The following is a 19,839-nucleotide window of genomic DNA, read 5'->3' on the forward strand; positions in this document are numbered from 1 at the left end:
CGACTAATTTTATCTGCAAAGTTTATTCCGGCGTATTCAATTATTCTGTGTGCTAAGGAGATAGTAATGGCAGCCACTCGCATTGAAAAAGACTCAATGGGACCTATCGAAGTACCTGCTGACCAATTATGGGGGGCGCAAACTCAGCGCTCACTAGAGCATTTCCGTATTTCTCAGGAAAAAATGCCTGTTGCATTGATTCATGCCCTTGCATTGACTAAACAAGCCGCGGCCAGTGTCAATATGGATCTGGGCCTTCTGCCTAAAGAACGTGGTGAAGCAATTATTGCTGCGGCGAAAGAGGTGCTGGAAGACAAACACCCAACAGAATTCCCCCTTGCTATCTGGCAGACCGGTTCGGGAACCCAGAGCAACATGAACATGAATGAAGTGTTGGCGAACCGTGGTAGTGAGATCCTTGGTGGCAAAAGGGGCAACGAACGTTTGATTCATCCTAACGATGATGTTAACAAGAGCCAAAGCTCGAATGACGTTTTCCCGACCGCCATGCATGTTGCGGCAGTGACTGCATTACGTGACCATCTGTTACCCGAGTTAACAGTACTACAGAAAACGTTGTCCGATAAAGCAGACGCATTTAAAGACATCGTAAAAATTGGCCGTACTCACTTGCAAGATGCAACGCCGTTGACTTTAGGTCAGGAAATTTCCGGTTGGGCTGCGATGTTGACGCATAACCTGAAACACATTGAAAACAGCATTCCTCATGTGTGTGAACTGGCTCTGGGGGGCACCGCAGTCGGTACAGGCCTGAATACGCATCCTGAATATGCCGTTCGTGTTGCGCAGAAAATTGCTGAATTATCCGGCCATCCTTTTGTTACTTCACCAAATAAATTTGAAGCACTGGCAACGTGTGATGCGTTAGTTCACTCACATGGCGCACTGAAAGGCTTGGCATCATCATTGATGAAGATTGCTAACGATGTCCGTTGGTTGGCATCCGGTCCTCGTTGCGGTATTGGTGAAATCGCCATTCCTGAAAATGAGCCAGGTAGCTCCATCATGCCAGGTAAAGTGAACCCGACTCAGTGTGAAGCGATGACCATGTTATGTGCTCAGGTTATGGGTAATGATGTGGCGATCAATATCGGGGGTTCGTCCGGTAATTTTGAACTGAATGTGTTCCGTCCAATGGTTATTCATAACTTCCTGCAATCCGTTCGTTTGCTGGCGGATGGCATGCGTAGTTTCAATGAGCATTGTGCTATTGGTATTGAACCTAATCGTGATCGCATTACTCAACTGCTGAATGAATCACTGATGCTGGTCACGGCATTAAATACGCATATTGGCTACGATAAGGCTGCTGAGATTGCCAAGAAAGCGCATAAAGAGGGGCTGACGCTGAAACAGTCAGCACTTCAGTTAGGGTACTTGACTGAAGCTGAATTTGATGCGTGGGTTCGCCCGGAAGATATGGTTGGCAGCATGAAGTAGGCAAAATGAAGTAATTTGCCTGTTATAAGCAAGAATAAAAAAACCGGAGAATACTTGCTCCGGTTTTTTTATTCCTTAAATTTCTTTGTAGAGATGCAGGCGGGGAATGACCAATTCAAGTGGCTTCGCTTTGGGTTTGTGCTTGTGTTTAATTGCATTGGCATTGTAGTTAGACAACGTGCCGATTTTGGGTTTGATTTCACTGTCTTCTGTGTAGAAAGTAATCACAGGAACCGGACAGGCATATTGTACTTGTTTTTGTATTTCTGAGTACCATACACGGGTAATGGGTTGTACTTTGACTGGCCGCTTGATTTTCAATATCACATCATCGGGTAGTTTTTTGATATCGGTTATTTCTAACGCCACTAATGCTGCCCATTGTTCGCTGGAGTAGGGCGGAACCGCTCTCCCTGCGTTATAGCTTTTCTCCAGCCTTTCCAGAACCTGCTGTTTGGTGACTTTATTAATGATGTTCTTATTGGCCCAACCAAAATTAATGGAATCAGGGTTTAGCAGGGGAGTGATAGTACGATAGGCATTCAGGGTAATCAGGCCCCGCAAATGTTCATGAACAAACTCAAATCGTTGCTCTTTACTGATACCGGATTCTTTGGTAACGATATTTTCCAGTGCTATTTTTAATTGGTTGACTTCATTAATGGCTTCCATCGCTTCTTTATGTTGCTGGTGGTTGACAGCAAAGCACAAGGCCCCGGGAAGGCGGCTCGCCGCTTTGCTGCTGATATTAGGGTTGTTATGGTGTATGAATAGCTTCTGATAGAAGCGTAAACCTGCATTGAGTGCTTCATTTCCCTGTTGCGGGTTGACCATAATTTCGGTTATTTGTTCATGTTCTTCCCCTTTTTTGATTTGAGGTAATTCAAATACCCGTGCATCAATAAGTTGATAGCTTATTAATAACGCAATCAGGTCGGATAGTTTTTCTTCTTGTTTTTTAAAGCAAGTGGTCAGTGATTCTATGGAAAGATACTTATTCATCATTGTTTTCAGCCATCATCGAGCGTACATAACTTTAATTAGTTACAACATACTTTTCAACTATAAACCCAACCTATAAAAAACTCCACAACAAACACTAAAAAGCCAAACAACAAACAAAAGGGCAGCACAGCTATTGCCAAATAATTTAACATTATGGTAAAAAAATTATTACTCATTGAGTCGGGATGAGGTTTCCCCGGTTAAACATAAGAGACATTTCAGACTGGTCTTTTACTCTCTATTAATACACAAAGGTTGTTAAGTATGAAAAGATTAGTTAAGCCAGTGAATTCCTTTAAAAAGGTGATAGACGCATTATTACCATACGCCGAATTAATCACAGCCGATTTATCAACACAAGGAAAATTAATTAAAACAGAGAGCGAATTTGCTAAGTTTTTTTTATTAGAGCAAGGATATGTCAATACTCGTAGAATAAGCGATGATTTAATCATTGCAACGTTTTTTTCACCTTATGTTATCGGATTATCTTTCTATTCTGGCGGAGAGATCTATTACTCCATTGAACTGGGCGAAAATTGTAAAATTTACCAAGTTCCGCGGGTTAGTGCATTGAATGCCATCAGGAAACATGATCTCTATCGGGAGTGGATGAGGATAATTTCCTACAAAATATCCTTCTTATATGTCAGGGATATTAGCCTCTTTTGTCGTAGCAATAGAGATGTGGTGTGCAGCTTGTTATCTCGTCTGATGACGTTACCGGACGAATTCAGAGAAAATATTACGGCCATTAAATACATAGAACAGAGATGCACACTTTCACGCAGTTGTATACAACGAGTATTACTTTCTCTAAAAAAGGAAAAATGTATTGAAATTATTGATGGATACCTGACTAAAATTCTGACACTACCGACTGACTCCTGTTATTAATTCAATAGATTGGAGTAACAGGTAAATCATGAGTGGTTAAGATTGTTTTAAATATATTATGGTTCTGATAGTGTTATTAACAAGCTATTGGATTCATTCATTGTTGTTTTTTAATTAACTCATTGAACATTGTCATTTCATACTATAATTAGGTTGAAAAATACCCGCGTTAAATAAGTGGCGCTTTTTAACATAAAACACCTGACAATTAATTTTATTAATAGATAAAAACATAAAAGTACAGATTATATCAATCCAGTTAAAATCAGTGACTAACAGAAGGAATGATTTCATATTTGATTCAGATGGTAAGGCTTTGCCTTGCAATTTGTTATATTTCTTTTGGAGAAAAAATTATGAAAAAGTATAAGATACTTATATCGATAATTATAGCCCTGAATTTTTCAGCTTGTTCAAATGGGATGAAAATGACTGAGGCGACACATTCACTAAAACCTAACCATGTTGCTCATAAAACGGAGTATTCCGGGTTAATAGACATGAAAGAATGTGGAAGAGGTTACGTGGTTGGCGTGTGGTCAAACGCTGATAGCTGGAATGAGTGGGCAGTTTGGTTATCAGAAACAGGACGGAGTTGGGGTAACAATAATGCCAAAATTTACTGGGCTTACAGTAAATTAAAAACTGACTATGATAGTGGAAAGAACGCTTATGCAACTATTCTGGCAGCTCAAGCCAATGGGCAAATGGTGTCGCTTTTTGATGAACAGCTGGGATTTCGATGTAACTCATGGGGTTATGGTTCATATAGAGGAGCACAATTCGATTCGGTACAAGCTTGGTACCCATAATCACAGGGCGAGAGCATGAAAGCCTGCTTTTTGAACGATCCGTACAAATAAAATACTGATTGATACTTTAACAAGACCGAATTGAGTGATATTCACCCTATAATTGATTATGATGCATACAAATTAAGGTCAAAAAACGTTCGCGCTCTCGCCCTGCCCATAATCATGGATCATTTTCTGGGTTTTCTTAAAATTTATAAATTTTAAGGGAGAAACATTTAATGAAAATTTTAAAACTCCTTTATTTGTTATGTGTTTTATTTTTATATACAACACAATCCTATGCTCAACAACAAGTCAATCACGTTTATCGAATGGATACTCGTTGTCCAGATGAAATCTTCCGTTCAGCAGGGGGCGGTTTTTTTCCCGCCGGAACGAATGATAATATTGTAGAACATGTTCAGGAATACAGTGATGCAGGACATAGGGCTGCCGCTTCAGCATTTGTCGCAACGACTGCCAATCGAGAGGCCGCTATTGAATGGGGCGTCGATTTTCAGGAGGGAAGGACATTCTACGTTTATGACATACGGCCAACTTCCCGGTTTTACAGTGTTGTTTTGTCATTACAGAGACTTTATGCCCAGACAGGTAATAGGAGTTATCTGCGCCTGATTCGTATTTATGAAGAGCAGGCAGAATATGTCGCACTCGGAGGCATTGCTGTCACACAAGTTCAAGGTGCTCAGGAGTTTCTGTATGATGAGAGTAGCGATAGTTACGTTGAAGGTCGTTATAGAATTAACAACTTATACCAAGATGCTGAAACAACAGCAAATGTCACCCCTTATACACCAAGATCTCAATTACCAAGTGAAGTAATCACATCTGAAACTTACTGTGCTCTCAATCTGACCACCTCACGTTATTCTGCTCGTCTTACAGCCAGTACTACTCACCACAAATACCCATTTTTGGGGAAATTAAAACGATGCCATGACAGCTTGTTAACAATGGCTTTTTTAAACGCCAGCTTTCTCTAATCGTGTTCAACTTCACTCCACCTTTAAACAGGTGGAGTGATAAATTTTATCTTTAAATTATTTTGCTAATTTATTGAGTTTGCAGCCTAAATAAAGAGCAACGAGGGTGAGCAATGCAATAAATATAGCAACACCGTTCCAGGCAAAATAAGACCAAAATACGCCACCTAATGTCCCTGCAATACTGGAACCGGAGTAATAACTAAATAAGTAAAGTGATGAGGCTTGTGCTTTTGCCCGTTTGGCTCTCTGTCCTACCCAACTACTGGCAATGGCATGTGCGGCAAAGAAGCCCGTTGTCAGCATCATTACACCCAGTATCACAGCCCAAATAGGAGAAAATAAGGTAACGATGCAACCCATAAACATCATACCAATGGCCGCTAATAATACGTTGCCTCTCCCATATTTGCTGGTTAGCGTACCCGCTTTAGTTGCACTGTAAGTTCCTGTTAAGTAAACGACAGACAGCAATCCGACAATAGTTTGGCTTAAATGATAAGGTGCTGCTAATAATCGATAGCCAATATAGTTAAACATGGTGACGAAGCCTCCCATCAGCAAAAAGGCTTCAGCAAATAGCAAGGGAAGACCTTGGTCACGAAAGTGTAATTTCAAATTGATGAGCAGTGACTTAGGTTTTAATGAACTGGGTTTAAAGTGCTTGGATTCCGGTAACATTTTCCAAAATGCAATGGCGGAGATTAAGGCAAAAGCGCCTAATAAGATAACGGCAATTCGCCAAGAATAGTGATCTGCAATGACACCAGTTATCAAGCGTCCGCTCATTCCGCCTATTGAGTTACCACTTATATAAAGACCGATAGATAAGGCGACATAGCTGGGATGGATTTCTTCACTTAAATAAGTCATGGCTACCGCAGCAACACCACTGACTGACAAACCCACGAGCGCCCGGATAAATAAAATTCCATGCCAGCTTGTTACGACAGAACTTAAGAGAGTAAAAATAGCGGCGGCAATCAGTGACACGACCATGACATTTTTACGGCCAAGTGCATCGGATAGAGGGCCTGTGATTAACAGACCGAGAGATAACATTCCAGTAGACAGTGATAAGGCTAAGCTACTGTTAGCCGGCGAGATGTTAAATTCCTCGGATAAAAGCGGCAAAATGGGTTGGACGAAATAGAGTAAGGCGAAAGTTGCCAGCCCAACGGCAAAGAATGAGAGAGTGACTCGCAGGTAGACCGCATCTTCACGTTGAATATAGTGCTGTCTACTTTTGTGCCTCTGGTTAATCGTGTTTTCAACACCTCTTTCAACGCCAGAGACTGCTGATTTTCCACTGGCGCTTTGGATTGTATTCACGCTACTTCCTTATCCATGTAAAACAAACGTTAACTACTTGATGTAGATCAAGGATAGGAATTCATGAATATTTTGTCTAATATATTAATCATTGGAAATGATATTTTAAAAGTATCAATTGGGTGATAGATAATGACAACGAATATTGAACTGAGACACTTGCGTTATTTTATTGCTGTTGCCGAAGCGTTGCATTTTGGACGTGCAGCAGAACGGTTGAATATCTCACAACCACCACTAAGCCAACAGATCCAAGCGCTGGAAGCAAATATCAATGCCCGGTTACTGGCACGTAATAACAGAAATGTCAATTTAACCCCCGCCGGACGCATGTTCCTTCAGGAGGCATATCAAATCATTGCTCAAGTTGATGCTGCTGCAACCAAAGCGGCCAGAATGCAGCAGGGAGAGTTAGGGGAGATATCTATTGGCTTTACCTCCACCACACCTTTTATGCAGAAAGTAACACTGAGCTTACGTCAATTTCGGGAACGTTACCCAGATGTAGCCATTCATATGCACCAAATGAATACCAAACAGCAAATAGCCCCTTTGCAGACGGGTAGAATTGATATAGGGATTATGCGTAATACATCATTGCCCGATAATCTGGAACACCAGTTACTCTTTCGGGAGCGTTTTATGTTGGCCGTATATGATGATCATCCTCTGCTGAAATACGCCAGTGACGGTGTTGATTTGGAAATGCTCTCTGATTATCCACTGGTGTTTTTTGAGCGTGATGTGGGAACTGCATTGTATGATGAAATTATTTCTTTACTGGCCAATGTAGGCGTAGTTCCGACAATTTCTCAAGAAGCAGGGGAAGCAATGACAATACTAGGATTGGTTGCGGCAGGTTTAGGCGTAAGCATCATTACGGAATCCTTTACCCGAATGAAATTAGACGGCGTTCAATACCTGCCTTTGGCAACCAATCCCGCATATTCTGAAGTGTGGTTGGTTAAACATAAAAACTGCAATAACAGCGCGGCGGCAGATCGTTTAACTCACCTTCTAATCTCAAATATTGTGGAAGAGACTGATAGATAAGGTTGTTCATCAAAAGTAATCATCACGATAAGTTCGTGTTAAAGATCACATTTCTATTCCAAACGGATTTCCCTGATCTCGGTTTCCGGGGACGTCCTGCTGTTGGATTGAAAATAGATAACGAAGGGTGGCAGTTTCTATGTATCCGCATTAACGAAGGAAGTATGGTTATCGGGCTGCGTGATTTGAGCTGTCATCTCGTCGTTGAAGAACAATTCGCATTCTCTGTATTTCAGCGTCATGCTTTCTTGGATTGCATTGTCGATGAGATTGATAACTTCTTTGAATGACTTTCTGTCAAACTTTCTGCCAAGCAGATAACACAGCGCTCACTTCCCGGTTATAGCCAACAAGTTGATATTGTGGCTACCCAATTTGATAATACAGGTACACTTCCAGCCGCAGCCTTAATTAAGCAAGCACTGTATAACGGTGAATTACTGATCGAACTTATGCAAGGATAATGCTCATCAGGCAAAACATTGCGCTAACGCAAGCCCTGTCTCAAACACATCGCCTACACTCTAAACCTGCTCGTCAAAGAAAGTAACTAAAGAGAGTAACTGGTTTATCTGCCCTGTATTATGGAAAACGGAAAATGAATTTATGTTAACGCGCTTATTTGTTACAGGCACGGATACCAACATCGGTAAAACAGTTGTTACCCGCGCATTATTGCAACTCTTTAATCGTGAAGGAGCAACCGCAGTAGGATATAAACCTATTGCGGTAGAGAAACAAAAAACTCCGGAGGGAATACGTAATCGTGATGCCTTAGTCATACATCAATCTTCACCGGTACAAGTGGATTATGAAGAAATAAATCCTGTTATTTGGGAAAACAATTACGAAGAAGAAAATCGTGCTGATTTCACTCAAATGACAAAAGGTTTAAGAAATTTAGGACATAAAGCAGATCGCGTCATCATAGAAGGTAATGGTGGCTGGCGTATGTTACTGGAAGATGAAGCGTTTTATTCTGATTGGGTTGTGCAAGAAAAACTGCCTGTCATTTTAGTCGTCGGTATTCAGGCGGGTTGTGTTAATCATGCCATTCTCACAGCGCAATCCATTATTAATGATGGTGTACCTCTGATTGGTTGGATTGCTAACCGCATCAATCCAGGACTCGCACATTATGCCAAGATACTGGACAGGTTACGGCATCATATTCCGGCTCCACAGTTAGGGGAAATTCCTTATCTTTTAAGGCCAGAAGAACGCGACTTATCATGCTATCTGGATGTTTCGGCAATATCCGTGTTTGATAATTAGAAAGGGAAACGAAAAGGGAGCATGTGATGCTCCCTTTATAGAAATAATTATAGAAAGAATGTTACTCTTGGCTTTTCTTATCACCTGATGCTTCGTGTGAAGTCGGGCTAGCGCTAGCGTGAGAAGTACGGATATAGACAATCTTTTGCTTACCGCGATCACAATGACCGACAACTTTTACACTTGTATCGTTGTCTTTAGTTGCTTGATCACTAGGGACTAAATCAAGTCTAAAATCCTTTTGCGAAACACCATTGTTAATGATTTTCTGCGCAATTTCTTCTTTCAGGCTTTCACACGTTATTGTTTGTGAAGCTTGCACTGCAAGGGGAGAAAGCGCGAAAAACAAGGCTCCAGTCAGTAGGATCTTTTTCACCATTATCTCCTTATCTTGATGTCGGTGTTGAATTTTTCAAGGATTAACCGGGCGACCTGTATTTATATCCAAACAACGTTTTGTGCTCGGTTCCCAATAAACATTAATGTTGGCACTTTTTAAACAGGCTTCACGATTATCAACTTCTATTTCATACTTATCAAACTCTTTCTCTCTGCGCTTGTCCACCTTTTGACGCAATTTTCTCTGCTCATCCCATTCTTCTTTGCTTTGATGAGCCATTTCTTTGCTCATGGAATTTTCTCCGCCACCATTGATGGTCACACACGTACTTTCTGACGTACAAGGCATAGAGAATGCGGGTATTTGCCAGAAGAGAGAAAACAGTAGGGTAATCGCAAAAGCACCTTTAACAATCAAAGAACGAATGTTCATATTGAAACCCCTTTCACTAGTGTCATTTATCAAACGCCAAGATTAAATAATATGCCAAAATTGTTGAACACTTCCTTACTCCCTTTGCTATAGGAGAGCAAGGAAGTCTCACAAGATTAGCCTCTATATATGCTTAATCCCGCATATGATTGGCAAACCGGCATCATCTCCAATGTATTAACATTGACACGAGAGGGCAGGTTAGCAACCCAAAAAACCGTTTCTGCAATATCGTCGGCTGTTAAGGCATCAGTACCTTCATAAGTTTTATCAACTTTTTCCTTATTACCTTTAAAGCGAACCTGAGAAAATTCAGTTCCGCCAACCAGCCCGGGTTCAATGTCAGTGACTCGGATGTTCTTTCCGTGTAAGTCAGATCTCAACCCTAAACTGAATTGTTTGACAAAGGCTTTAGTGGCACCGTATACATTGCCGCCGGCATAAGGCCAATTCGCTGCGGTGGAACCAATATTAATAATATGTCCGTGGTTGGCTTGTACCATATTAGGCAACAAAGCTCGGGTCATGTTCACTAATCCTTTAGTATTGGTATCAATCATGGTTTCCCAGTCATCAGGGTTAGCTTGATATGCAGGCTCCAACCCCAATGCAAGCCCGGCATTATTCACCAGAGCGTCTACATTACGCAGGGTGTCGGGTAATTGTTGAACCGCCTGCTCAATTGCGGTGCGATCTCTCACATCAAGTTGGATGGGGTGGAAGTTTTCTCCCAATTCGCTTTTCAACTTAGCTAATCGATCCTTACGGCGCCCTGTTGCAATGACGACAGAACCCTGCTTGATAAATTTTTTTGCAATTGCTTCACCGAAACCTGAAGTTGCTCCTGTCACAAAAACAATCATAACTATCCTCTTATCTGCAAATTATTATCGTTAATACCTATATTAGTAGAAAAAGTTGTTTCTCATTAGTCAAGGCTAAATTATTGACTTGTGGTTAATTATTTGTTTTAAAAGGAAGTTATTTCTTTATGTGATGGGGTGGTTAAAATGGCCCGCCAAGTGCGAGCCTGAAAGATCAGTATTTGATAAAATTATCACGAGTCAGCCCGGAACTTACACATATACGATGATATGAATATATGAACCTTAGATTCTGATGGGTTTTCTCGTCAGGACTTTTACGAACGCAGGTACAAAGACAGCAATGTAAAATAGGGGAACAAACAACATCCCAATAGCGATTAACATTATCCCGATGGAAAGCATTATCGCCACCGTGCTATCAGGTGAGGTTATATTCATTAAACCTTCTGATAATCCTACCAAGAATTCTTTTCCTTGCAGCTTTGCATAAAGCCATGAAGCACCGACAAGAACGGTTCCTAACCAAAATGAAATCCAACATATTGCTGATGTAAAGGGGATTGAATTGTTTCTCATTCTTTGCCTTTTATTCATTAAATGACTGACAGTAAAGGATACCCGTACTATTATCCATTTTCGGCGTTAAATGACTATACTCATCTAGCGTGATCATGAGGGAATTTAATTTCATGATGTATCAAATTACTTTTTTCTAAATCTGGGAGTATTTCCACATAAGTTACTTATCAATTTCGGATGTCAGAAAGCAAATAGATGTCATTGATTCTCAGTTGGTTAAGTTGATTGCTCAACGTGGGGAATGTGTTAAGGCTGCGGCTGCATTTAAAAAGGATACTCAGGATGTTAAAGCGCCGGACAGGGTTCAACAGGTTATTGATAAGGTGAGTATTCTTGCGGAGGAATACGGTTTATCTCAGGAAATTATCCAAAAGGTTTACCGTTCCATGATCGATGCTTTCATAGATTTCGAGATAAAACAGCATCAGTTTATCAATCAAACCGAAGAAAAATAAGTCAGGTAAATTGGAGGTAGTGAAAGTATGCGTGTTCGGTGTTCTGCTAGGTTGCTCATCGTCAATTCGTCTGGGCAAGTGTTGTTGTTTCGTTTTGTACACACAAACGATGCGTTGGTAGGGCAGTCTTATTGGGCTACTCCTGGTGGTGGTGTTGAACATGGCGAATCTTTTGAACAGGCTGCTGTCAGAGAGCTGAAAGAAGAAACTGGTATTCTTCGGGACAATGTCGGGCAATCTGTTTTGCAATAACGTTATTGGTTCGCACAATCTATATTATGTTAAATTAAATAACAACTCTACATAGGAAGCCTAATAAGTTATCTCTAACCTCTAACATTATAAATTTGCCCTTCTCTTCTTCTTTTCAGGATCGAAAGATATTGGGGACATCACCAAACCCCAGACTGTAACCACCAAATACAATCTCGGCATGTTCTGTATAAATGGCCCGTGTATACACAACAGGTCCAGTAACCATATGCTTCCGTTCTACCTGCAAAAATCACAGATTACTTGAAACCAAATTTTTAAACTGTGATAAAGAAGCCACGCCGACCAAAGAATCAACAGGCTGCCCATTCTTGTAAACTAATGTTGTCGGGATACTGCGGATACCGTACTTCATTGCAACTTCATGTGCCTCATCAATATTGATCTCAGCGAAAGTAGCAGTTTCTTGCATTTCAGCCGAAAGTTGACTGAATATAGGTGCAACCATTCGACATGGCCCACACCATGGCGCCCAGAATCTCACCACACATACGCCATCTGTACTTATGATATTGTCAAAATTATCTTCAGTTAATTCAATTAAGCTACTCATAGAAACCTCTATCCATTTGATTTATCAGGATCATTAAAAAATCGGTGATATCGAATGCCATCCTAAACCTTTTCAATCATATACTCAATAATTATATTGAATATATGATTGTCTTCATTGTTAAACCCAGCAGCTTGATAGTGAAGATATGTCTAAGATTTACAATCTTGAATGCAATGGGTGTATAGATGTAAAGCTAGCCCAGATGGATCAGCTCCTATTTGTAAATTCACCATGTGACACTGTCACGAAATATCAATTGAAATTTGACCTAATTTAGCAATATCTCGGCAATCCTATAACTTAACGCCTGAGTATCAATAACCTCATGATTGCTCAGGACAGCAATAGTTAAATGTGAGTTTGACAAACGTATAAAATAAGCTCTATAACCTGCCCATTCACCGGGATGTTCTAAACTCGGCTCTGTTAAGTGGTTACAATGCCAACCGACTCAGCCAGTTCCATATAATCAACTAATCCACCACAGTGTGATAGATTAAGTGGCGCAGAGTGACGGGTTCCGCATAATGACCTAAATCAGGCAGGAATTTTATGATTGAATCATCTAATGATAAATGACCGTCATTTTCTAATAATAGAAGTGCAAGTGCCGTGAATTGTTTTGAAACTGAGGCAATATTAAATACGCTTTCTACTGAAAGTGGTTTACATGATTCTAAACAAGCTAACCCTATAGAACCTTGATAAGTTAATCCGTTGTCATATTTAGCCATGTATACAACACCGGGAGCATTTTTATCAAACGATGCTAAAAGCTCATCTAGTGCTTTAATGATTTTGGAGTTTTTCTTCATAATTTAGCTAAAACCATTTCCATAAGATATTAATAATTCGCTTTCAACCAGTCGGTATATCCTTTTGCCCCATTACCGTAATAAGCGTCATTATTTGCATCAACCAATTCAATCCCGTAACGTAGGCGCTCTACCAAATCGGGATTGGAAATAAACGGGCGCCCAAAGGCAACTGCATCAACCTTACCTTCCGCGCGACGGGAAATTGCCATTTCAAGGTCATAGCTGTTATTGCCGATATAAGCGCCGTCAAATAATGACCTGAGTATATCCAGATCAATACCTTCAGGAACATTGCGGCTTTTTCCTGTCGTTCCTTCAACAAAATGGAGATAAGCCAGCTTGAATTGATTTAGTTGCTGAATCAAATAGCGATAAGTTGTCATTACTTGACTATCAAGTGGCGTGTTTCCTACCTCTGTTGTGACTGGGGATAATCTAATACCTATTCGACCACCACCCCAAATATGGGATATAGCTTCGACAATTTCGAGAATCAATCTTGTCCGGTTCTCAATTGAACCCCCGTATTGATCGTTACGATGGTTAGTTGAATCACGTAAGAATTGTTCCAACAGATAATTGTTAGCAGCATGGACTTCTACACCATCGAATCCTGCACGTTTAGCACATTCTGCCGCATGCCGATATTGTTCGATAATATCCGGGATTTCATCGGTTCTAAGCGCTCGTGGCATAGAGGCTGCTTCAACACCGTCACGGGTATAAACGCTACCATCTGCTTTAATCGCAGATGGTGCTACCGGCGCTTCTCCATTTGGTTGAAGATCAACGTGTGAGCAACGACCGACATGCCACAACTGCGTTACAATTTTACCACCAGCAGCGTGAACAGCATCCGTCACTTTTTTCCACCCTGCTACCTGATCTGCTGTCCAGATACCGGGCGTCATGGCATAACCGCGTCCTTGTGCTGAAATATTGGTTGCTTCTGAAATGATTAAACCGGCACTCGCGCGCTGAACATAATATGTGACATTAAGTTCGGTCGGGACACCCTCTTCATTCATGCGACCACGGGTTAAAGGTGCCATAACAATACGATTGGCCAGTTCAATTTCGCCTAATTTGGTTGGTGAGAACAGATCGGTTCGAGTACTATTATCAGTCATAATATTGCCCATTTTTAATATTGATATTCATTGTTGTACTATAACTTGCTGAATTTCCAAACGGAGAAATGTATGTATGCCGGATAAATTCATTTCCCTTAAGCCACTGATTATGTCTTTTTGTGAAGGCGATCAGAATGAAAGCCCGTGGGTTAACGCTATTAAACGGACACCGGAACCTATTATTATCGTTCCCTACGATACTCAATGGGATAATATTTACAATGGAGAAAAAAATAAAATTCAGAAACAATTGCAAGATAAAATTATTAGTATTGCGCATATCGGTTCAACATCCGTGTCTGGTTTACCAGCAAAACCCATTATTGATATCGATTTAATTGTTGCCGATCCTACCCAAGAAATAGACTACATACCTGCCCTCGAAAAATTAGGTTACGTAAAGTGCTTATCCGAACTGGATTATTCCAAACATGCGTAGAACGGATCATTTTGGCGGGATAACGGCGTTTGTTACCACAGCACAGTTAGGAAGTTTCACTGCTGCTGCGGAACGTCTTGGTTTGACAAAATCAGCAGTTGGCAAGAGTGTCGGCCGGCTTGAAGATCGTTTGGGCGTTAAACTTTTTCAGCGTTCAACACGTCGTTTAAGTTTGACACCTGATGGAAAATCCTTCCTGATGAGTTGTCAGAGTGCCATTGATATTCTCGAACAGGCTGAATCGGTGCTGACTTCACATATTGCGCATCCTTCAGGGCGGCTCCGCGTCGATTTGCCGGCTGCCTTTGGTCGCCAACGCATACTTCCTGCCCTTTTGAAAATAGCACGTGATTATCCCGAACTATCTCTTACCGTTTCATTCAGCGAGCGCTTTGTTGATTTAATTGAGGAAGGTATTGATCTTGCTATACGTATCGGTGAACTTTCTGATAGTAGCGGTTTGGTTGCCCGTAAGTTAACAACTCAAAAACTCGTTATTTGTGCTGCACCGGATTATTTATCTGCCAAAAATAAACCACAAACTCCCGAAGAGTTGAGCCAACATCAATGTATCGTGGGATTTCGCAGGAATCAGCCCGTATCTTGGTTATTAAAGGAAAAGAACGGCAAAATAAAGCGTTACGCTCCACCAGCAACCTATGAATTTGCTGATGGAGATGCCATATTATCCGCAGTATTGGCAGGATGTGGCTTTGCCCAACTGCCATTATGGATGGTGGGCAAATACCTTGAAAATGGAGAACTCAGAGAAGTATTAGCAGAATATTCAGGGATAGAAGTCCCGATTAGCGCTTTGTGGCCGCAAAACCGCCAATTGTTACCCAAAATCCGCTATGTTGTAGACACCTTGGTGAAAATGGCGGAAAACGGTTTATTGGATTAAATGACCTTTAATGTAAATACTGAAAAAGCCCATTACAGCAAAGAGGATACTGCTTAAAACAATCGTCTCTACTCCGAATTGTGAAAGAAACCATCCTCCAGTGAGAGAACCAATAGTAATGCCTAAATTCGAAAAAGAAATGTAAAGGCTGTTGGTAAACTCAGGTGCTTCTTCGGCTTCTTGCATCAGCCACGTTTGACTAACGACCAGACCCGCAGAATGCAATCCACCCCAGAAGATCGTCAGTATACACATCGCTATTGGTGAAAATCCCCAATACCAAACTTGGAGATAAAGTAGAATTAGCAAGATAGGATAAGCATAAGTTGTAATAACCCTGTTTTTTTGCAAGAAACCGCTAAAAACAAAGTTGCCGATAAATCCACAAATACCAAAGAGTATTAAAATGATACTGATAAGAGCATTATCAAACTGCGTGATTTTCGCAAGATAATCAGCAATATAACTGAAATTTGAAAACATCGCAGAAAAAATCAATATCACGGTAGAAATAGCCAGCCATAACTTCCCCTTTCGCAGTACATTTAATTGTTCAATATTGATACCGCTCCCTGTTGCGGGGAGAGAAGGAATAAACAATAGAATACCAACGAAAGCCAGCGCACAAATAACAGCACTAAAATAAAACGCTGCACTCAGTGATAGAGACGCTGCAATAAATGAACTCATGGGCATTCCCAGTACCATTCCAACCGCAACACCAGCAAAAACGATAGCTGTGGCTCCCGCACTTTTTTCTTTAGGAACGGAATTTGCTGCAATCACAAGGGCTACAGCAAAGAAAACCGCATGTACCAGCCCGGGAAGTATCCTAAATAACAGCATTAAATTAAAAATATCTGTCGTGGCATAAATAAGGTTGGAAACAATAAAAATAAGCAGAATAGTAAGAAGAACATACTTTTTGTTATAGCCAGAGAGTAGCAGTGTCATAAATGGCCCCGTTACAGCGACCACGATGGCATAGACACCAACCAGAAATCCCACCTGAGTGGGTGTCACATGCAGTTGGGCTTCAAGTTGTGGCAATAACCCAATTACGGCTATTTCAGTAGTAATAACGCAAAAAACGGCGATTGATAAGGTTAACAGCATCATGGAGTGGTTATTTTGCATAGTGGCAATCTATTTGATTTTGAAAAGGTAAGGGGAATGATGGAAAATCATTAATAAAAACAGAAGGATACTTTTGTCTACTATCTGTAGACATCATTTCTCCAATGATTTTTCCCTATGGCTTTGAAGCCGCAATATTGCAGCAATCAGGATGGGTTATTGACGTAAAACGTCAATTTAGGAAAGACGGATAAGATGAAATTTATGCGGGAATATTTTCAACTACCTTAAATTCGATCACAACAATTTCCATATCAGGTGAAAAAGTCCCTTCGCGCTCAAAAAAACGCTGATGATCTAATTGCCAGTTAAGGAGACTTCTATCTCCTTCCCCTTCTTTCCATGCGAGTTCTGCCGTCATTTCTGAAAATTTCATCAGGTGCATGGCCGTGACCCTGACAACACAAACCGGATTTTCTTGGCTGTCAAAGACAACATAATGATTGCCAATAGTGTCTGGCTCATTGAAGTGGCCAAAATACCCCGCCCACAAGATTTAGAGAGCGCGGGTGTTTGAATAAAAATTAACATATGCACAGGCATACATAGCCTAAAATATTTTAACAACCCCCACCCCAAATGCAGTAAGATTAGCTTCCAATCGTAAAAATTGATCTGGGTCATCAGCTTGTTATCGCTTTTTCACCTCTCACAACGTCGAACACCAGCCATTATCGCCTTACTGGCGATCCTGATGTTGTTCATTGCACCGGTGATATCAAAAACACTGGAGCACTCTCGTGAAGGAATAAAAGCGCACGCCATGAATCATCATGGTGCGGATCATGTCCATATGGGACTGATGGATGATATCGCTTGTGGTTACTGCCAGCTTCTGATCAACCTGCCATTATTGACAGGCGGTTTTGTCCCTTTCATTTTACTGACAATCATCGTATCCAGAGTACCGCCGACACAGCGCTTCTCTGGTCCCATTATTCGGCTGTTCTACGGCGAATCACAACCACGCGCCCCACCCCTTAATTAGCCTGATTACTTGATCATTTGGTTTGCCTTGTCTTAGTAGTTTGTAAGGCAACGCATTAATTTTAAAGCAAATTCCAAAACCGGAATTTGTTGCTAGTTAAGGGATTTTTTATGACTACGACACAACTATTTCGTATATCGCCTCTGACAGCCGCTTTGGTTATCGCACTCGCGATACCAACCAGTGGCTGGGCTGCCAATGCTGAACACGCCAAAGACACAAAAGATGCACATACCTCTGATGATAATGAAACAGTGATAACCGTCACTGCACCGGCAACGTCACCGCTTGAGATCGCTTCTTTACTGAAAACGCCCCGCCAACCGGTGCCTGCCAGCGACGGTTCTGATTACCTGAAAACCATCCCCGGCTTTTCACAGATCCGTAACGGGGGGACTAACGGCGATCCGGTATTCCGTGGCATGTTTGGTTCCCGTCTGAGAATGCTGATCGATGACAGCGAAATTCTGGGTTCTTGTGGCGGACGTATGGATGCACCAAGTTCCTATATTTCACCGGAGAATTATGATGTGCTGAGTCTGGTTAAAGGCCCGCAAACTGTACTGTGGGGACCCGGAAACTCAGCTGGCACGATCCGTTTCGAACGCACTCGCCCTCAGTTTGAACACGTTGGTGCCCAAGGTAATGTCAGCACAGTTGTTGGCTCTAATCGTCGTTGGGATGGTAATGCCGATCTCAGTATTGGCAATGAACAGGGTTATATCCGCTTGATCGGTAATAAATCCCGCGCCAATGATTATAAAGATGGTGACGGCAATCGCGTTCCTTCCCGCTGGGATAAATGGAATACCGATATCGCATTGGGCTGGACACCCGATAAAAATACATTACTGGAGTTAAATGCTGGACAAGGTGACGGTGAAGCACGTTACGCCACGCGCATGATGGATGGTGCAAAATTCAAGCGTAAAAGTTTTGGTGTGCGTTTTGAAAAGTCCAATATTGGCGAAGTGTTTGATAAATTTGAGACCAATTTTTATTACAACTACACCGATCATGTGATGGATAACTATTCCATGCGTCATTCAGGAATGAAAATGGTTTCAGAACCCGATCGCCTGACAATGGGTGGCCGTATGATGGGAACTTGGATTTGGGAAGATTTCAAGTTACAGGGCGGTGCAGATATGCAGACGAACACTCGTCGTACCAACACCAATAATACGACAAAATTCAAAGGAAATGAGCATGGTTGGATGAAAGATGCCCGTTTCCATGATTACGGTATTTTTGGTGAATTAACGTGGGATGCCACAGAACAAAGTAAAGTTATCGGTGGTGCGCGTTTAGATCGTGCGACAGTATATAAATATGCTACCCAACAAGAACGTAAAGAAATCCTCCCTGCCGGCTTTATTCGCGTTGAGCATCACCTGAAAAATACCCCTGTGATGTTCTATGCCGGTGTTGGTTATACTGAGCGTTTCCCTGATTACTGGGAACTGTTTTCAGGTAAAGCAGGTACAAATGCTTTTACCGATATCAAGGCCGAGAAAACTACCCAGTTGGATATTGGTGCACAATATAACGATAGCCAACTAAAAGGTTGGATATCAGCGTATTTGGGTAAAGTGAATGACTTTATTCTATTTGATTATAGTAACCAGAACCCGGCTCACAACGTGAATGCGACCATTATGGGTGGAGAAACGGGGATTGCTTATAAGTTCAACGATCATTGGAAAACCGATGCCAGCCTGGCGTACTCTTGGGCGCAAAATACGACCAGTCATCGCCCATTGCCACAGATCCCACCGTTGGAAGCCCGTTTCGGCCTGACTTGGGAACATGGCGATTGGACGAGCAGCGGTTTGTTGCGTCTGGTCAACAGTCAGCATCGGGTAGCAATCAATGAAGGTAACGTGGTAGGCAAAGACTTTGATAGTAGCAAAGGCTTTGCTATTTTGTCTGCGAATTCAGCCTATCAGGTGACCAAAAATATTCAGATCAGTGCCGGTATTGACAATATTTTTGATAAAACTTACAGCGAGCACCTTAACTTGGCGGGAAATCAGGACTTTGGTTATCCCGGTGATACGGTAGTAAACGAACCCGGGCGTACTTACTGGGCAAGAGTTAATGTTAAGTTCTAATATTCTCTGCGTTTAAACCGATT

The 19,839-nt window shown here is 41.5% G+C and carries 22 protein-coding genes and 1 pseudogene; 13 read left to right on the plus strand and 10 right to left on the minus strand.

All coding sequences use genetic code 11. The features are described 5' to 3' along the window. Positions 1–66: 66 nt before the first annotated feature. On the plus strand, positions 67–1,461 hold the full coding sequence (gene fumC, locus PSI17_RS02035; protein ID WP_273550355.1) for a class II fumarate hydratase: 1,395 nt from the start codon (positions 67–69) through the stop codon (positions 1,459–1,461). Between the two features lie 75 nt (positions 1,462–1,536). Here fumC and tus read toward each other — a convergent pair whose 3' ends face one another. Continuing rightward, positions 1,537–2,463 carry a DNA replication terminus site-binding protein gene (gene tus / locus PSI17_RS02040; RefSeq protein ID WP_273550387.1) on the minus strand — a complete coding sequence of 309 codons (927 nt, stop codon included), beginning with the start codon at positions 2,461–2,463 and terminating at the stop codon, positions 1,537–1,539. Positions 2,464–2,730: 267 nt separating this feature from the next. On the opposite strand from tus, the gene PSI17_RS02045 reads away from it, so the two are divergent. The 3 genes from PSI17_RS02045 to PSI17_RS02055 all read left to right on the plus strand — a co-directional run bounded on the left by PSI17_RS02045 (position 2,731) and on the right by PSI17_RS02055 (position 5,161). After that, positions 2,731–3,363: a helix-turn-helix domain-containing protein gene (locus PSI17_RS02045; RefSeq protein WP_273550356.1), complete on the plus strand. Its 633-nt coding sequence runs from the start codon at positions 2,731–2,733 to the stop codon at positions 3,361–3,363. Positions 3,364–3,719: 356 nt separating this feature from the next. Continuing rightward, positions 3,720–4,175 carry a hypothetical protein gene (locus tag PSI17_RS02050; protein WP_273550357.1) on the plus strand — a complete coding sequence of 152 codons (456 nt, stop codon included), beginning with the start codon at positions 3,720–3,722 and terminating at the stop codon, positions 4,173–4,175. A 221-nt stretch (positions 4,176–4,396) separates the two neighbouring features. Continuing rightward, complete coding sequence (locus PSI17_RS02055; protein ID WP_273550358.1) at positions 4,397–5,161, plus strand: enterotoxin A family protein; 765 nt, start codon at positions 4,397–4,399, stop codon at positions 5,159–5,161. 57 nt (positions 5,162–5,218) lie between these two features. Here PSI17_RS02055 and PSI17_RS02060 read toward each other — a convergent pair whose 3' ends face one another. Next, entirely contained in the window at positions 5,219–6,493 is a 1,275-nt protein-coding gene (locus PSI17_RS02060) for an MFS transporter (RefSeq protein ID WP_443255988.1), read from the minus strand. A 132-nt stretch (positions 6,494–6,625) separates the two neighbouring features. Here PSI17_RS02060 and PSI17_RS02065 point away from each other — a divergent pair, with 132 nt between their 5' ends. From PSI17_RS02065 to bioD, 3 genes are all read left to right on the plus strand, one after another. After that, the gene (locus tag PSI17_RS02065; RefSeq protein ID WP_273550359.1) at positions 6,626–7,546 is read left to right on the plus strand and encodes a LysR family transcriptional regulator; all 921 of its coding nucleotides are present in this window, start codon (positions 6,626–6,628) and stop codon (positions 7,544–7,546) included. A 35-nt stretch (positions 7,547–7,581) separates the two neighbouring features. After that, the gene (locus PSI17_RS02070; RefSeq protein WP_273550360.1) at positions 7,582–7,836 is read left to right on the plus strand and encodes a hypothetical protein; all 255 of its coding nucleotides are present in this window, start codon (positions 7,582–7,584) and stop codon (positions 7,834–7,836) included. Positions 7,837–8,152: 316 nt separating this feature from the next. Then, the gene (bioD, locus tag PSI17_RS02075) at positions 8,153–8,821 is read left to right on the plus strand and encodes a dethiobiotin synthase (RefSeq protein WP_273550361.1); all 669 of its coding nucleotides are present in this window, start codon (positions 8,153–8,155) and stop codon (positions 8,819–8,821) included. A gap of 61 nt (positions 8,822–8,882) precedes the next feature. On the opposite strand, the gene PSI17_RS02080 is transcribed toward bioD, so the two are convergent. The 3 genes from PSI17_RS02080 to ydfG all read right to left on the minus strand — a co-directional run bounded on the left by PSI17_RS02080 (position 8,883) and on the right by ydfG (position 10,456). Beyond that, a complete protein-coding gene (locus tag PSI17_RS02080; protein WP_337927197.1) occupies positions 8,883–9,200 on the minus strand; it encodes a DUF1161 domain-containing protein in 318 nt (105 codons plus the stop codon). Positions 9,201–9,233: 33 nt separating this feature from the next. Further along, positions 9,234–9,593 (minus strand): DUF1283 family protein, encoded by a 360-nt coding sequence (locus tag PSI17_RS02085; protein WP_273550363.1) that lies wholly within the window; start codon positions 9,591–9,593, stop codon positions 9,234–9,236. Between the two features lie 116 nt (positions 9,594–9,709). Next, the gene (gene ydfG, locus PSI17_RS02090; RefSeq protein WP_273550364.1) at positions 9,710–10,456 is read right to left on the minus strand and encodes a bifunctional NADP-dependent 3-hydroxy acid dehydrogenase/3-hydroxypropionate dehydrogenase YdfG; all 747 of its coding nucleotides are present in this window, start codon (positions 10,454–10,456) and stop codon (positions 9,710–9,712) included. A gap of 698 nt (positions 10,457–11,154) precedes the next feature. Here ydfG and PSI17_RS02095 point away from each other — a divergent pair. Both PSI17_RS02095 and PSI17_RS02100 read left to right on the plus strand, forming a co-directional pair. Next, a complete protein-coding gene (locus tag PSI17_RS02095) occupies positions 11,155–11,454 on the plus strand; it encodes a chorismate mutase (RefSeq protein WP_273550389.1) in 300 nt (99 codons plus the stop codon). Between the two features lie 27 nt (positions 11,455–11,481). Continuing rightward, positions 11,482–11,703: pseudogene (locus tag PSI17_RS02100) on the plus strand (NUDIX domain-containing protein); the annotation flags it as partial. Positions 11,704–11,959: 256 nt separating this feature from the next. Here PSI17_RS02100 and trxA read toward each other — a convergent pair. The 3 genes from trxA to PSI17_RS02115 form a co-directional block, all read right to left on the minus strand. Then, on the minus strand, positions 11,960–12,280 hold the full coding sequence (gene trxA / locus PSI17_RS02105; RefSeq protein WP_273550365.1) for a thioredoxin: 321 nt from the start codon (positions 12,278–12,280) through the stop codon (positions 11,960–11,962). Positions 12,281–12,756: 476 nt separating this feature from the next. After that, the gene (locus PSI17_RS02110; protein WP_273550366.1) at positions 12,757–13,098 is read right to left on the minus strand and encodes a serine hydrolase domain-containing protein; all 342 of its coding nucleotides are present in this window, start codon (positions 13,096–13,098) and stop codon (positions 12,757–12,759) included. A 29-nt stretch (positions 13,099–13,127) separates the two neighbouring features. Beyond that, a complete protein-coding gene (locus tag PSI17_RS02115) occupies positions 13,128–14,231 on the minus strand; it encodes an alkene reductase (RefSeq protein WP_273550367.1) in 1,104 nt (367 codons plus the stop codon). Positions 14,232–14,307: 76 nt separating this feature from the next. On the opposite strand from PSI17_RS02115, the gene PSI17_RS02120 reads away from it, so the two are divergent. Both PSI17_RS02120 and PSI17_RS02125 read left to right on the plus strand, forming a co-directional pair. Next, on the plus strand, positions 14,308–14,673 hold the full coding sequence (locus tag PSI17_RS02120; protein WP_273550368.1) for a GrpB family protein: 366 nt from the start codon (positions 14,308–14,310) through the stop codon (positions 14,671–14,673). Beyond that, a complete protein-coding gene (locus PSI17_RS02125; RefSeq protein WP_273550369.1) occupies positions 14,666–15,577 on the plus strand; it encodes a LysR family transcriptional regulator in 912 nt (303 codons plus the stop codon). Before PSI17_RS02120 ends, PSI17_RS02125 begins: the two co-directional genes overlap by 8 nt. On the opposite strand, the gene PSI17_RS02130 is transcribed toward PSI17_RS02125, so the two are convergent. After that, entirely contained in the window at positions 15,566–16,714 is a 1,149-nt protein-coding gene (locus PSI17_RS02130; protein WP_273550370.1) for an MFS transporter, read from the minus strand. The genes PSI17_RS02125 and PSI17_RS02130 overlap by 12 nt on opposite strands. Before the next feature lie 202 nt (positions 16,715–16,916). Beyond that, complete coding sequence (locus PSI17_RS02135) at positions 16,917–17,207, minus strand: ASCH domain-containing protein (RefSeq protein WP_273550371.1); 291 nt, start codon at positions 17,205–17,207, stop codon at positions 16,917–16,919. Between the two features lie 135 nt (positions 17,208–17,342). Here PSI17_RS02135 and PSI17_RS02140 point away from each other — a divergent pair, with 135 nt between their 5' ends. Together PSI17_RS02140 and PSI17_RS02145 are read left to right on the plus strand one after the other, a co-directional pair. After that, positions 17,343–17,702: a DUF2946 domain-containing protein gene (locus PSI17_RS02140; RefSeq protein ID WP_273550372.1), complete on the plus strand. Its 360-nt coding sequence runs from the start codon at positions 17,343–17,345 to the stop codon at positions 17,700–17,702. 110 nt (positions 17,703–17,812) lie between these two features. Beyond that, complete coding sequence (locus PSI17_RS02145) at positions 17,813–19,816, plus strand: TonB-dependent copper receptor (RefSeq protein WP_273550373.1); 2,004 nt, start codon at positions 17,813–17,815, stop codon at positions 19,814–19,816. Positions 19,817–19,839: the final 23 nt, after the last annotated feature.

Source organism: Xenorhabdus sp. IM139775, assembly GCF_028598745.1.
Lineage (GTDB): Bacteria > Pseudomonadota > Gammaproteobacteria > Enterobacterales > Enterobacteriaceae > Xenorhabdus.